Raw genomic sequence first — 13,126 nt, forward strand, 5'->3', positions numbered from 1 at the left:
ACGCCTCATGTCCATCTTCATGCCGATCCTGATCGGTCTGATCGCCGTCTCCCTCATGTCTCTGATCCCTGAGCCGCATCGGCGCCGCGTCAATGCCGTGGTGGTCGCCGGTGCAGGCGCCGCCTACCTCAGCGGAGGCGGGCTCGGCCACTGGGAGTTCGTGCTGCCGGTCGTCATGAGCTACGTCGCCTACCGAGGGCTCGAGAGCTGGACGTTCATCGGCATCGGCTGGCTGCTCCACACCGCCTGGGACGTGCTGCACCATCTGAAGGGCAGTCCCATCCTCCCCTTCGCCGAGCACTCCTCCTTCGGCTGCGCCATCTGCGACCCGGTGATAGCGCTGTGGTGTTTCGCGGGCGGACCGTCGATCATCGGCTGGGCTCGCACACGTCTCTCCCGCAGACCGGTGGTGCCGATCGGCGCCCCCAGCGGGCAACCCGAATAGGGCCTCGATCGGCCGAGGTCACGCACAACCCCCGCGTACGGGCCGAAGCGAAACGCCCCGCGCATGTGCGAGGAAGGTACTGATGACCGCTGCCCCGTCCGACGCGGCCTGCGCCGAGCGGCAGACGCACGACGGTGCCATCTTCGCCGACCCGCGCAGCGCGGCAGCAAGGACGCCGCGCGCCAAGGATCGGCCCCGCAGCTGCGAGTTGACGTTCTTCGGCTACGGAGTGCTGCCGCCGACCTTTTCCCACCGGTGGTGAGCGGGGGAGAGGCGGCTCCCGCCGACCCGGCGTTCCGGGGGACGATTCGCACAGGGCGCCGCCCTCGTCATCGATCTCGTGGACGCGTACTCGTTCCGCCGTCCGGGCGGCGGCCTGGCGGCACAACGCCGCCCGGACAGCCCCTCGCCGCATACGGGCTCACCGGCGGCGTCAGGATGACCGCGGTAGCTGCAGTCCCCGGAGGAGCAGTTCGACCAACCGGCGGGGGTCGTAGCGGGGGTCGCTGTCACGCCCGATGCAGAGGTTGCCGACGCCGCGCATCAGTTCGTAGGCGTGCGTACCGGGCCTGATCTCGCCGGCGTCGACTGCGGCGTCGAGCAACTGCGCGCAGACGGGCACCAGGCGGTCGAGGAAGTAGGTGTGCAGCGTGTCGAAGCCGCTGCTGTCCGATTGCAACGCGTTGGCGAGTCCGTGCTTCGTGACCAGGAAGTCGACGAAGAGGGCGACCCACTGACGGAGTGCCGCGAGCGGAGAGTCGGCACTGCCCAGCAGGCTCGGGCCGGCCTCGGCGCATGCCTCGACCTGGTGGCGGTAGACGGCGACGACGAGATCCGCCCGGGTCGGGAAGTGGCGGTAGATCGTCCCCATTCCGACGCCCGCTCTGGCCGCGATCTCACGGATCGGCGCGTCGACGCCGGAGGTGACGAACACCGCGGCGGCGGCGGAAAGCAGCGTCTGCTGGTTGCGCAGCGCGTCAGCCCGCTTGCTCCGGGCCGGCACCTCCCCGGACTGGCCTGTAGTGGGCACCACGCTCTCCTTCCGGCAGCCGTTGACAAAACGGAACAGCGCTCCGTATATTAATCGGAGCAACGCTCCGATTTCAGCGTAGCTGAAGCCGGACACTCCTGCCCGCCTCACCCGCCGCCGGTCGAATGAGACCGGTGGCAGAGGCCATCGAACGGAACTACGCATCATGAGTGAATCGACTTACACAGCCGGCACCCTCGGCTCGCCCGCCCCCGTCCTCTCGGTCCGTCCGGTAGTGCTGCCGGCTCCCGGCCGAGCCGTGGACCTGGAGGTGCGAGTCTCCGCGCCCGTGACCGGGAGCGAGCTGCCGGTCATCCTCCTCTCGCACGGCCAGGGCTACTCGAACAACCTCTCCTCACTGAACGGCTACGCGCCACTCGCCGACTTCTGGGCGGCGCACGGCTTCGTCGTGATCCAGCCCACCCATCTGAGCTCCACGACGCTGAGCCTCGATCCCGGCACCCCCGGGGCCCCGCTGTACTGGCGATCGCGGGCCGAGGACATGAAGCGCATCCTCGACCAGTTCGACGTGATCGAGGCCGCCGTCCCGCAGCTCCTCGGGCGCCTGGACCGGAGCAAGGTCGCCGTGGCCGGGCACTCGATGGGCGGGCACACCGCGAGCCTGCTGCTGGGCGCCCGGCTCACCGATCCGCAGGACGGAACGGAAGTGAACCTGGCCGAGCCCCGGATCAAGGCGGGTGTGCTGCTCGCCGCGCCCGGCAGAGGCGGCGACGCCCTCACCGAGTCCGTGGCCGAGAGCCTTCCTTTCCTTCTGACCACGGATTTCTCCGAGATGACGACGCCCGCGCTCGTGGTCGCCGGCGACAAGGACATCTCCGCCCACCTGACGGTTCGGGGCCCGGACTGGCACGCCGATCCGTACTTCCTCTCTCCGGGCCCAAAGTCCCTGCTCACCCTGTTCGGCGCGGAGCACGGGCTCGGCGGGGTCTCCGGATATGACGTCGCCGAGACCACGGACGAGAGCCCCGCGCGAGTGTCTGTGGTCCAGCGGCTCACCTGGGCCTACCTCCGCGCCGAGCTCTACCCCGGGGATCCCGCCTGGCAGGCGGCGTGTGACGCGCTGACGGCCGGCCCCGACCCGCTCGGACAGGTCGAATCCAAGTAAGCCGAAGAGGAGCCATCTCTGTGGCGGACCGAATGGTCACCGCGCCGGCCGCGCCTCAAGGTCTGGCCTGCCGGCCCTGCCGGGAATCTTGCCGCGCGACACGCGCACCCGCTCAGGTGCGGATGTCGTCGAACATCGGCTCCGGTCACATCGCGTTCGATGCCGCGAAGGTTCCCTGACGCGCCCAGCCCGTCCCGACCTGACCACGTCCTGCTGGACCGCGTCGACCAGGCGCGAGGCCGCCCGGGAGGGACTCGAACGGCGGAGCGCCGGGGAGAGTCTGGCCGAATGGGGGATGGCGGGTCGGTCGGATGACCGATGGCGGAGGGTCGGCGCTGGGCCACGATCATGGCATGAGGCGAATCGTGGTGGTAGCGGTGGCGGCTCTGGCTGCTGCGGGTGTAGCGGGTTGCGGTGTGGAACTGGACGCGAAGGAGGTGCATTCCACTCAGGGGTTTGCTTTCTCCGGTGATGCACTCACCATCAAGTCCTCGCTCGGCGGGCTGAGGGTCATGCCGGGAACCACGGGGAGCGTGCAGGTGGAGCGGTGGGTGCGGGGCAAGGCGGCCACGGAAGGGAACGCGTCGTGGTCGCTCAAGGGCGACACGCTGCGCCTCAGCGGGAACTGCACCGCAGTTTTCGGCGATTGCGGCGCCCGGTACCACGTCAAGGTGCCGCCGGGGGTCAGGCTCGTGGTCGACGGCGGGGACGACGGAGTGATCCTCAACCGGCTGGCCCAGGACGTGGATGTGTTCGCCTCGGGCCCCATCAGGGTTTACGAGACGGAAGGCAGGCTGCGGCTACGGGGGAACGATGACGTGATCACGGGAGATGGGCTCAGGTCGGCGGATGTCAGGGCACGCACCACAGCCGGAAACATCACCCTGTCGTTCGCCGCCCCGCCGTCCAAGGTGGACGTGCTGTCCGGCGACGGCCGGGTGACGGCGACCGTGCCCGACGGCGCCTATGACGTTACCGCCAAGAGCACGCACGGCAGCGAACGGTCCCAGATCAAGGACACCGAGAGCGACAAGATCATCATTGCCAGGAGCACGACCGGAGATGTCCGGATAAACGCGAGCTAGTGCATGCCTGCTGACGCCTCCGATCCCGAAACCATGCGCCAGGCCGTGGCTGACACCGTGGCCAGGTTCGGGGACTCCAGTACGCCGTCAGCAACGCTGCCAGTCAGTACAGCCAGGCGGCGCCGGAGGCCGCGGTTCTCCGACAGCTCGGCCGGATCGACCGTTCACCATGGCGGACAGGCGACCCCGCGTTCGGGGTCGCCTGGCTCACCGCGCACCACGGCGAGCTCGTGACGCGCGTCGCAGACCCTTCCCGCCGGATGTGATCGCCCACGTCATGCCTGTCCGTGCGGGCTCTGCGCGGGCGACGACAACGGCGGGGTCCATGGAGTGGCCGGGCTGCGCGCTCGCACAGGCAACGACCACATCGTCTTGTACCGGCCGAACTCCCGGCCGTATCCGGACTCAATCCGGGGGGCCGGTGGGTTCCAACATGGGCACGAGGAACTGCCGGGCCACTCCGGCCAGTTGCTCGTCGTCGTCGAGGTCGATGACGTGACTGGGGATCGCCAGGAAGGACGCAGAGATCCGGACCATCAGTTCGGCCGCGAGGTCGGTGTCCAAGTCGCTCGACACGTTGCCCGCGCGTTGCTCGCGGCGGAGCTGACCCGCGACGAACTGCCGCACGGTTGCGAGGGTCCGGCCCCCGTCATTGATCATGGAGGGCACGAGCAGGTCCGGTTCTGTGGCGATCAGACCGCCGATCAGCGGGTTGCGCCGGATGGCGCGTAACGAGCTCACGAAGCCCAGAACCACCCGATCGGCGGCGGTGCGGGCTTGTTCTATGTCAATGAGGAACCGGTCGAAATACCGGCGAAACTCTCGACGTACGACGTGTTCAACCAGCGCGTCCTTCGTGGCGAACCGCCGGTAGACCGTGATCCGTGACACCCCGGCACGGCGGGCCACGTCCTCCATCGTGGAGCGCCGGATACCCATACGGCAGAACTGCTCATACGCCGCATCGAGTATGCGTGCACGGAGCTCGTCCGTGTCGTCAACCTGTTCGACGGCATCGATGTACGCGCGCTCCAGCAACGACTCCGAGTTCGACGGCGCCATGAGCACGGACAGCGCAGATTCCACGATCACCTCCGGTGAATTCATTCTGCCCAATCCCCAACAGCCGCTGCCACGGTCTTGTGATGACCGACACAGTGTGCTGTGATAAATGATACACAGACCCATTCAGTGTTTCTTTGTATCAACGCTCGGCCTCGACCTGAGGAGGAACGAAGGCATGGGCAAACTCAGCAGGCGCAACATGTTGAAGGCGGGTGGGGCGCTGGGCGCACTTGGTGCGCTGGGCGTCGCCTCGCCGGCACAGGCACACTCGCTGTGGACATGGTCACCCCAGGGCTCCGTGGCGGGCGCAGGGGCAGGTCTCGACCCGCGGTGGGTCTGGGACGAGGAGGCCGACTCGCTGGTCGCCTCGGTGATCGACAGGGGTGAGGTGCCCAGGGTCAACGAGCTGTTACGGACCTGGACCAAGAACGGCCAGCCGTTACCGGCCGGGCTGCCGGCGGACCTGCGGGACTTCATGGAGCGCGCCCGTCAACTGCCGTCATGGACCGACCAGCGCAAACTGGCCACCGTGGTCGAGTTCAACCAGAAGCGAGGGCTCTACCTCGGCCTCCTGTACGGGCTGGCCAGCGGCATGATGAGCACGGTCATCCCCAAGGAGGCGCTCGCGGTCTACTACTCCCAGGGCGGCGCGGACATGAAGGACCGCATCTCCAAAACCGCCAAACTCGGGTACGACATCATGTCCCAGACCGCCTACCAGCCCGATGGCGAAATGATCGTGACCTGCGTCAAGACCCGGCTGGTGCATGCGGCGGTGCGGCACCTGCTGCCGCAGTCACCGTACTGGTCGGAGGTCGCCGAGGAAGAGATCCCGATCAGCCAGCGAGACATGATGGTCACCTGGCACAGCCTGCCCACGACCGTCATGCAGAAGCTGACCACGTGGAAGGTGCCGATCCCCGCTGCCGAGTCCGCAGCCTTCCTGCACTCGTGGCAGCTGTGCGCGCACATGCTCGGCATCAAGGACGAGTACATCCCCGCATCGTGGACCGAGGCCAACACCCAGGCCGGGCAGGTCCTGAACCCCGTGCTGGCCCCGACGGCCGAGGGGATCAAGCTGGCCGACATTCTTCTCAACCTCGGCTCCTCGGTCGATGGCGCCATCCTCAGCAAGCCCGTACTCGGCGCGTTCACGCGCTTCATGCTCGGTGATGAGATCGCCGCATGGCTGAAGATTCCCAGGGAGCCGGTCTGGGACCCGCTTCTCAAGGTGTCCTGGAAACCCTTCATCGCCGTCCGCGAAGGCCTGCTTCCGTTCCCCCTGGCGCCGGAGGCCTACTGGCTCTTCGACGAGTTCCTCCGCAAAGCAGCCCTGCTCTTCCTGTCCGAAGCGCGACCGATCAGCATCGAGATCCCAGATTCCAACCGCCCGTCCTGATCAGGACCGCCTGAGCCGGACCTGCGGCGCCACGAGCGGAGGAAGGACTCCGGCCCGGCCTGCCCTCCGCGGGCCGGGGCGTGGCCACAAATTATCGGGTCAGCCGGCCCCTGTGTGATGCGCTCGCCGGCCACCTGGTCGGCGACCAGGTGGCCGACTGGGACGGCATCAGGCGCCAGCCGGTGTGGGACCCGCTGATCAGCTCCGCCTGGCCGAAAGCGGTGAAATTCCGCGAGGGCCTCATCCCGCTGCCGCTGGTGCCCCAGGTCGCCTGGGGTATCGACGGAGCCGCGCGGCGATACATCCTGTTCTATCTCACCAAGGGCAAGGAGACCAAGATCGAAACCCCGACGACCAACCGTCCGGGCTGAGCCGGATGATGACAGGATCGAACGGCGACGGGCTGGACGAGGCCATCGGGCGGCGGCGGTTCCTCGGGTACGTGCTGGCGGCTCCGACCCTGGTGGCTGCTGCCGAACTCGTTCCTCCGGCACCGGCGGCCGACGCCCAGCTGCCTTCGCCGGAACTCACGGAATTGCTCGACCTCAACGACGTGATGACCGCGGCGGCGCTGCCGACCTCGGGCCTGATCTCGGTCGAGGTCAACCCGGACGGCACGGTGTCGTTCGCGTTGCCGCGGGTCGAGGTGGGGCAGGGCATCACCACCTCGACGGCCATGTTGATCGCCGAGGAACTGGCCGTGCCGCTGGAACGGGTGCGGGTCACACTGGCCGACGCCCGGCCGGAGCTGGTGTTCAACCAGCTCACCGGCGGGTCGAACACGACCATCGCGACCTACACCCCGATCCGGGTCGCCGCCGCCATCGCCCGGCTCCGCCTGCTGGCAGCCGCAGCGGCCGAACTCGGCTCGGCGGTCACCGATCTGACGATGAAGGCCGGGATGATCATCGATCGCTCCGGCGGCGGCATCGACATCGGAGCGCTCGCCGAGAAGGCCGCGAGCACAGAGACCAGGCGGGTGTCCGTAGAGCTCGCGCCACGCGGGAACTTCACCGTCATCGGCAAAGCCCACAACCGCATCGACGCGCTGGACGCGGTGACCGGGCGCAAGAAGTTCACGATGGACCTCGATATCCCGGACGCGAAGCCGACGATGGTGTGCCGCCCGCCGACCATCAACGGCACAGTCGGCTCGGTGGCCAACCTCGCAGAGGTCCGTAGCATGCCGGGCGTCACCGATGTCGTGGTGATCTCCACCGGGGTGGTGGTGCGCGCCGGGACCTTCGGCCAGTGCGTCGACGCCATACGCGCCCTGAAGGTCGCCTGGAGACCCGGTACCGCAGAAGGAAAGTCCGACGAGAGCGTGCTCCGGGAGCTGGAAGCCGCGGAGTTGCCGCTCGGGCTCCGGCCGCCGGCTCCGGTCGTCGAAGGCAAGTTCACGTTCTACTTCCGCAGCAACAGCGCGCTGGAACCCAACTGCGCGGTCGCCGACGTGGGGGCCGACCGCGCCGAGATCTGGTCGGCGTTGAAATCGCCGATCGTCGCCCAGCGGGCCATCGCCGCCAAGCTCGGGCTGCCGCCCGGCAGGGTCATCGTGCACGTCACCGAAGGCGGTGGTTCCTTCGGGCGCAAGCTGTTCTTTGACGCCGCGCTGGAAGCGGCCGAGGTGTCCCAGAAGATCGGCAAACCGGTCAAACTCATGTGGCACCGCGCCGACGACTCCCGTCAGGGCCGCACCCACCCGATGGCCACCTCGCGGGTGCGCGCCGCCTACGTCGGCGGCACCGTGCTGAGCTACAAGCAGCGGCACACCAGCGTCTCCACGGACCTCGGCCACGGGCTCGGCGAGATCATCACCGCCATGGCTGCGCGGCTTCCGGTGGGCGACATCGGTTTCTCCCAGACATTTTTCCATCTCAGCCAGGCGATGTCCTACCGGTTCGGCGCCAGCAGCCAGTTGCTCAGCGAAACGGACAGGGGCTTCAACACCGGCAGCATGCGCAACGTCTACTCGCCCGACGTCACCTGTGCCCGCGAGCTCATCGTCGACCAGCTCGCCGCGAGGATGGGCAAGGACCCTTACCGGTTCCGGCATGACTTCCTCCGCGATGACCGCTCCCGGGCGGTGCTGGCGAAGGCGGCCGAGGCCGGCGACTGGGGTCGGCCGATGCCGGTCGGCACCGCGCAGGGCATCGCGTTCCACGCCGAGTACAAGGCCGTCAGCGCCGCGCTGGTCGAGATCGACTGCCGGCCCGAAACCGTCAACCGCCCCATCCGCGACGGTGTGACCGGACCACGCGTCACCAAGGCCGTATTCGCTGTGGACGTCGGCCTCGCCGTCAACCCGAGGGGTCTGGAAGCGCAGATGATGGGCTGCATCATGGACGGCATCGCGCTGGCCCTGACCTCCAGCCTGCACCTGGACGACGGCTACTTCCTCGAAGCGAGCTGGGACAACTACTTCTACACCCGGCAGTGGAACACCCCGCCCGAACTCCAGATCATCATCATGCCCAGCACCTCCGAGGAGCCCGGTGGTGCCGGGGAACTGGGCGTCGCCGCGTCGATGGCCGCCGTCGCCTGTGCGTACGGCCGCGCGACCGGGACGATGCCCACCAGCTTCCCGATCAACCACGGCACGCTCTCCTTCGTTCCTAAACCGACTGTCCCGCCCGTTCCCCAGTCCCCGGTCGACGGCCTGAACGACGCCCGCTGAATCAAGGAGGTCTGAGTGCCTGAGCACACTTTCCGCGTCAACGGGGAGCAGGTCACCGTCGACGTCGCCGGCGACGTGCGCCTGCTGTGGGTCCTGCGCGACATCCTCGGCATCACCGGCCCGAAGTACGGCTGCGGCATCAACGTCTGCAAGGCCTGCACCAGCCACATCAACGGCAGAGCGGTCAACCCCTGCGCGATCCCCGTCAAAGATCTCCAGCCGACCGATGAGGTCACGACCATCGAAGGGCTTCCGGCCACGGTCGGCGAGGACCTGCACCCCATGCAGCAGGCATGGCTCGACCACGACGTCGCCCAGTGTGGCTACTGCCAGCCCGGTCAGATCATGGCCGCCGTGGCGCTGGTCCGCCGTGTCGCCGTCGAAGGCCGCGAAATCACCGACGTCGACCTCGACGGCCTCCGCAACATCTGCCGCTGCGGCACCTACTTCCGTATCCGCGAAGCCGTCAAAGCCGGCGCCGAGCACATGTGAGGTCCCTGTGGGCGCGGTAGTCCCTCCGGGCTGGGACCCGGGGGACACCCCCAAGGACACGTCAGAGTCCATGGGACTTTCCGATGATGTCGCGCTGGACCCCGCTCGTGCCGCCGTACACGGTGGACACCACCGTGGATCGCAACGGGCGTTCCAAGCCATGCTCCATGGCATGGTTGATCGCATCGATCAACGAGCTGCTGTGGCCGGTACTTTCGCGCCCAGGCCGACTACCGTGCCTGATCTTCCTGCGTCACCGCATCGGCCGGGGGCGAGGCGTTCCGAGACGCGTTCGTGATCAAGGTCCGGCAGGATTTCCTCTCCCGTACCAGGCTGAGAGGAAACCACCGTGAAGCGAGTGATCGCGGGCATCGCCGCGACCACGGTCACCGTGTCCGTCGCCACGGCACCCGTACAGGCCGCCTCCGCGGATCCGGTCACGGCGTTGAAGAGCCAGTTCGTCGCGGGTGAGGGGGTGAAGTTCACCGACGTCGCCACTCTGGTCGAGTTCACCGGGAACACCTCCTTCCTCAAGCGCACAGGTTCCTTCCAGTTCGGCAAAACCGGGATCGTCGCCTCCGACGTCAACGCGAAGCGCACCAGCGACGACCCCGAGATGCCCAGCAGCTTCCCGGGGATGCTGGCCAGGCCGGAGCGGACGATCAGGATCGGTACCACCAGTTACTACTCCGGCGGTGCCTGGGCGCCGTCGAAGGGCAAGACCTGGATCAAGCATCCACACGGCATGAACGCCGGCTTCAGCGGCTGGTACGGCCAGCTGGTGAACATCGCCGAGCCGGCGACCCTGAAGGCCCTGATCACGAAGGGGAAGCGAACGGGACGCACCTACGCAGGAACGATCAGCTTCGGCGCGCTGGAGAAGGTCTCCCCGTGGTTGCGCGACGCCGGCCTGACCGGGCTGTCCAGTGGAGACAAGGCCGCGGTGCTGCGCTTCAGGCTCACCCTGGGCTCCGACCAGCTTCCCCAGCGATTGGTCACTGTTTACCCGGGGAGCACCCACATCAGTGCGGCAGTGGCGGAGGACAGGCGAGTCAGCATCGAGACCCATTACACCGGGTGGGGCAGCCGGGTGAGCGTCAAGGCGCCTGCGGCGAGCGAGGTGGAGAACATGGGAAAGCGTGAGCCGTCCGACCGGGGCGGCGGCCGGGGTTAAGGCGGGAGACTCCCCGCCGGGCCGGGATCGCCGGTGAACCAGGCCCGGCCGCTCCCCGCCGGGCACTTCTCCCACCCCGATCTCGCCGGGGTGAGAGAAGGCCGGAGCGATCTCCCCGGCCTTGGACGACACAGCCGGCTGTCTGTGCGCCCGTGCCTGGATCCAGACGAAGTACCACTGAGCGCACGCAGCACGTCCGTACCAGCCAGATGACCTTCTCGGTGCCCGAGCCGATCGAGAGGCCGTCGGTGGTGACTCCGGTGCTCCCCGGCGATGTGATCCTCACCGGCACCCCGGGCGGGATCGGCGGCGCCCCTGCCCCGGCTCGCTCCTGCCTGATCCAGGAGACACGCTTTAGGATCGGGCCATGCCCTTGAGCGCGAGCGACGTCGACCGGTTCGAGGACTCCAGGCCGCGGCTGGAGGCCATCGCCTACCGCCTCCTCGGTTCCGCCGGGGAGGCCGAGGACGCCGTGCAGGAGACGTTCCTGCGCTGGCAGGCCGCCGACGTCGACCGCATCGAGGTTCCCGAGGCCTGGCTGACGAAGGTCCTCACCAACCTGTGTCTCAACCAGCTCACCTCCGCGCGGGCGCGCCGCGAGACCTACGTGGGCCAATGGCTTCCCGAGCCGCTGCTCGCCGGGGACCCGATGCTCGGCCCGGCCGACACCGCCGAGCAGCGCGAATCGGTCTCGTACGCGGTCCTCACCCTCATGGAGCGCCTCTCCTCCAACGAGCGGGCGGTGTACGTGCTGCGGGAGGCCTTCGACTACCCGCACCGGGAGATCGCCGAGATCCTCGGCATCACCGAGGCCGCCAGCCAGCAGATCTTCCACCGCGCCAAGAAGCACATCGCGGCCGGCAAGGCCCGGGCCCGCACCGAGATCGACGAGGTCGCCGCCCGGCGGATCGTCGAGGAGTTCCTGGCGGCCGCCGCCAGCGGCCAGACCGAGCCGCTCGTGCGCCTGCTCACCGAGGACGCCATCTCGATCGGTGACGGCGGCGGGAAGGTCCCGGCCCGCGCCAAGGCGTTCGAGGGAGCCGTCGCGGTCGCGAAGTTCCTGCGGGGCCTGTTCAAACCCGGCGAGGCCAAGCGCGCCCTGGTCGGCGGCGCGCCCGAGGTCTACGTCTGGACCGCCAACGGCGGCCCCGCCGTCGTGGCCGTCGTGGACGGCCGGGTCGTCGGTGTCATGTGCCTGGAGGTCACCGCCGAGGGCATCGCCGCGTTGCGCAACCAGGTCAACCCCGACAAGCTCGAACGCGCGACCGCGCACTGGGCGGTCGCTGACCACGGGGAGCCCCTGTTCAACGCCTTCTGAGCGCTGTGAGGTGCTTCACATCGCGTTCCTGTCAGGAAACGGCGGGCCGCCCGGTTCAAGTGGCGAACCCGCCCAGGACAGGAGCAAGGAAATGCAGCACCGCATCATCGTCCTCGGAGCCGGATACACCGGAGCCATCGCCGCCGGCCGACTCGCCAAGCGGCTCCGCCGCGAGGACGTCGCCATCACCCTCGTCAACGCCGAGCCCGACTTCGTCGAACGCGTCCGCATGCACCAGCTGGCGGCCGGTCAGGACCTCAGGCCCCGGCCGTTCAGCGAGATGTTCGCGGGCACCGGCGTCGAACTGAGGATCGCGAAGGTCACCGGCATCGACGTCGACCGCAAGACCGTCGCGGTGATCGACGCGAACGGTGCCGAAGAGCTCGCCTACGACATACTCGTCTACGCCCTCGGCAGCGGCTGGAACGCCCAAGGCGTCCCCGGGACCGCCGAGCACGCCTACGAGATCGCCGGCCGCCCCGGAGCACTCCGGCTGCGCGAGCGTCTGGCCCGCCTCGACGCCGGGCAGAGCGTGGTCGTCGTCGGCGGCGGGCTCACCGGCCTGGAGGCCGCGACCGAGATCGCCGAGGCCCGCCCGGACCTCGACGTCGCCCTCGCCGCCCGCGGCGGCCTCGGCGACTGGCTCTCGCCCAAGGGCCGCGAGCACCTGCGGAAGGTCTTCGGCAAGCTCAGGATCACCGTGCACGAGCACACCGCCGTCACCGGCGTCGAAGCCGACCGCGTCGCCACCGCCGACGGCAGGGCCATCCCGGCCGCGGTCACCGTGTGGACCACCGGCTTCGCGGTTCACCCGACCGCGAACGCGACCGCCCTGGAGGTCACCGGAACCGGCCAGATCGTGGTCGACGGGACCATGCGCTCGGTCTCGCACCCGGACGTGTACGCCGTCGGCGACGCGGCCATGGTGATGGGCCCCGGGGACAAGCCGCTGCGGATGTCGTGCGCCTCGGGAACTCCGGCCGCGTGGCAGGCCGCCGACGCGATCGCGGCGCGCCTGACCGGCGGGAGGGTCCCGAACACGCCGATCCGCTATTTCAACCAGTGCATCTCACTGGGCCGCAAGGAGGGGTTGATCCAGTACGTCACCGCCGACGACCGCGCCGTGCGGGCGGTCCTGACCGGACGGCTCGCCGCCGTCTACAAGGAGCTGATCTGCAAGGGCGCCGCCTGGGGCGTCGCCAACCCGACGCTCGGGCTGCCGACCCGGCGCCGCCGCGTCGCGCGGGATCGGGCCGCGGCGGGTTCGGCCGTCAAGGCGCCGGCGTAGAGCACGGAGCGGAGCGGGCGCCCTCGA

At 68.8% G+C, this 13,126-nt stretch carries 14 protein-coding genes; 12 read left to right on the plus strand and 2 right to left on the minus strand.

From position 1 onward, the window contains the following. The first annotated feature begins 7 nt into the window (after positions 1–7). Positions 8–445 carry a DUF6010 family protein gene (locus CA984_RS00520; protein WP_086566586.1) on the plus strand — a complete coding sequence of 146 codons (438 nt, stop codon included), beginning with the start codon at positions 8–10 and terminating at the stop codon, positions 443–445. 82 nt (positions 446–527) lie between these two features. Beyond that, positions 528–707, plus strand: a complete 180-nt coding sequence (locus CA984_RS00525; protein ID WP_086566589.1) for a hypothetical protein — start codon at positions 528–530, stop codon at positions 705–707. Positions 708–878: 171 nt separating this feature from the next. Here the strand turns inward: CA984_RS00525 and CA984_RS00530 are convergent, their stop codons facing one another. After that, positions 879–1,475 (minus strand): TetR/AcrR family transcriptional regulator, encoded by a 597-nt coding sequence (locus tag CA984_RS00530; RefSeq protein WP_086566591.1) that lies wholly within the window; start codon positions 1,473–1,475, stop codon positions 879–881. A 166-nt stretch (positions 1,476–1,641) separates the two neighbouring features. Between CA984_RS00530 and CA984_RS00535 the strand changes: the two genes are divergently transcribed. Beyond that, the gene (locus tag CA984_RS00535) at positions 1,642–2,601 is read left to right on the plus strand and encodes an alpha/beta hydrolase family protein (protein ID WP_086566594.1); all 960 of its coding nucleotides are present in this window, start codon (positions 1,642–1,644) and stop codon (positions 2,599–2,601) included. Between the two features lie 353 nt (positions 2,602–2,954). Further along, positions 2,955–3,686: a DUF4097 family beta strand repeat-containing protein gene (locus CA984_RS00540; protein ID WP_133061494.1), complete on the plus strand. Its 732-nt coding sequence runs from the start codon at positions 2,955–2,957 to the stop codon at positions 3,684–3,686. A gap of 405 nt (positions 3,687–4,091) precedes the next feature. On the opposite strand, the gene CA984_RS00545 is transcribed toward CA984_RS00540, so the two are convergent. Beyond that, the gene (locus tag CA984_RS00545) at positions 4,092–4,793 is read right to left on the minus strand and encodes a TetR/AcrR family transcriptional regulator (protein WP_086566599.1); all 702 of its coding nucleotides are present in this window, start codon (positions 4,791–4,793) and stop codon (positions 4,092–4,094) included. Between the two features lie 133 nt (positions 4,794–4,926). Here CA984_RS00545 and CA984_RS00550 point away from each other — a divergent pair, with 133 nt between their 5' ends. The 8 genes from CA984_RS00550 to CA984_RS00585 all read left to right on the plus strand — a co-directional run bounded on the left by CA984_RS00550 (position 4,927) and on the right by CA984_RS00585 (position 13,099). Beyond that, on the plus strand, positions 4,927–6,150 hold the full coding sequence (locus CA984_RS00550) for an oxygenase MpaB family protein (protein WP_086566601.1): 1,224 nt from the start codon (positions 4,927–4,929) through the stop codon (positions 6,148–6,150). A gap of 80 nt (positions 6,151–6,230) precedes the next feature. Further along, positions 6,231–6,521, plus strand: a complete 291-nt coding sequence (locus CA984_RS00555; RefSeq protein ID WP_086566603.1) for a hypothetical protein — start codon at positions 6,231–6,233, stop codon at positions 6,519–6,521. Positions 6,522–6,526: 5 nt separating this feature from the next. After that, positions 6,527–8,827 carry a molybdopterin cofactor-binding domain-containing protein gene (locus tag CA984_RS00560; RefSeq protein ID WP_086566605.1) on the plus strand — a complete coding sequence of 767 codons (2,301 nt, stop codon included), beginning with the start codon at positions 6,527–6,529 and terminating at the stop codon, positions 8,825–8,827. 15 nt (positions 8,828–8,842) lie between these two features. Then, positions 8,843–9,319 (plus strand): (2Fe-2S)-binding protein, encoded by a 477-nt coding sequence (locus tag CA984_RS00565; RefSeq protein ID WP_086566608.1) that lies wholly within the window; start codon positions 8,843–8,845, stop codon positions 9,317–9,319. A 349-nt stretch (positions 9,320–9,668) separates the two neighbouring features. Further along, a complete protein-coding gene (locus tag CA984_RS00570) occupies positions 9,669–10,493 on the plus strand; it encodes a hypothetical protein (protein WP_133061495.1) in 825 nt (274 codons plus the stop codon). A gap of 152 nt (positions 10,494–10,645) precedes the next feature. Then, positions 10,646–10,870, plus strand: coding sequence for a fumarylacetoacetate hydrolase family protein (locus CA984_RS00575; RefSeq protein ID WP_278248960.1), 225 nt, complete (start codon positions 10,646–10,648; stop codon positions 10,868–10,870). Beyond that, entirely contained in the window at positions 10,861–11,811 is a 951-nt protein-coding gene (gene sigJ, locus CA984_RS00580; RefSeq protein ID WP_086566616.1) for an RNA polymerase sigma factor SigJ, read from the plus strand. The genes CA984_RS00575 and sigJ overlap by 10 nt, the downstream gene beginning before the upstream one ends. A 91-nt stretch (positions 11,812–11,902) precedes the next feature. Beyond that, on the plus strand, positions 11,903–13,099 hold the full coding sequence (locus CA984_RS00585) for an NAD(P)/FAD-dependent oxidoreductase (RefSeq protein WP_086566619.1): 1,197 nt from the start codon (positions 11,903–11,905) through the stop codon (positions 13,097–13,099). The last annotated feature ends 27 nt before the right edge of the window (positions 13,100–13,126 follow it).

The organism is Streptosporangium minutum, from assembly GCF_002149035.1.
In the GTDB taxonomy this organism is placed as follows: Bacteria; Actinomycetota; Actinomycetes; order Streptosporangiales; family Streptosporangiaceae; genus Streptosporangium; species Streptosporangium minutum.

What these genes read in the sequence shown, in the direction of transcription:
- CA984_RS00520 (WP_086566586.1), top strand. Translation starts at nt 8, where the DNA reads ATGTCCATCTTCATGCCGATCCTGATCGGTCTGATCGCCGTCTCCCTC.
- CA984_RS00525 (WP_086566589.1), top strand. Translation starts at nt 528, where the DNA reads ATGACCGCTGCCCCGTCCGACGCGGCCTGCGCCGAGCGGCAGACGCAC.
- CA984_RS00535 (WP_086566594.1), top strand. Translation starts at nt 1,642, where the DNA reads ATGAGTGAATCGACTTACACAGCCGGCACCCTCGGCTCGCCCGCCCCC.
- CA984_RS00540 (WP_133061494.1), top strand. Translation starts at nt 2,955, where the DNA reads ATGAGGCGAATCGTGGTGGTAGCGGTGGCGGCTCTGGCTGCTGCGGGT.
- CA984_RS00545 (WP_086566599.1), bottom strand. Translation starts at nt 4,793, where the DNA reads ATGAATTCACCGGAGGTGATCGTGGAATCTGCGCTGTCCGTGCTCATG.
- CA984_RS00550 (WP_086566601.1), top strand. Translation starts at nt 4,927, where the DNA reads ATGGGCAAACTCAGCAGGCGCAACATGTTGAAGGCGGGTGGGGCGCTG.
- CA984_RS00560 (WP_086566605.1), top strand. Translation starts at nt 6,527, where the DNA reads ATGATGACAGGATCGAACGGCGACGGGCTGGACGAGGCCATCGGGCGG.
- sigJ (WP_086566616.1), top strand. Translation starts at nt 10,861, where the DNA reads ATGCCCTTGAGCGCGAGCGACGTCGACCGGTTCGAGGACTCCAGGCCG.
- CA984_RS00585 (WP_086566619.1), top strand. Translation starts at nt 11,903, where the DNA reads ATGCAGCACCGCATCATCGTCCTCGGAGCCGGATACACCGGAGCCATC.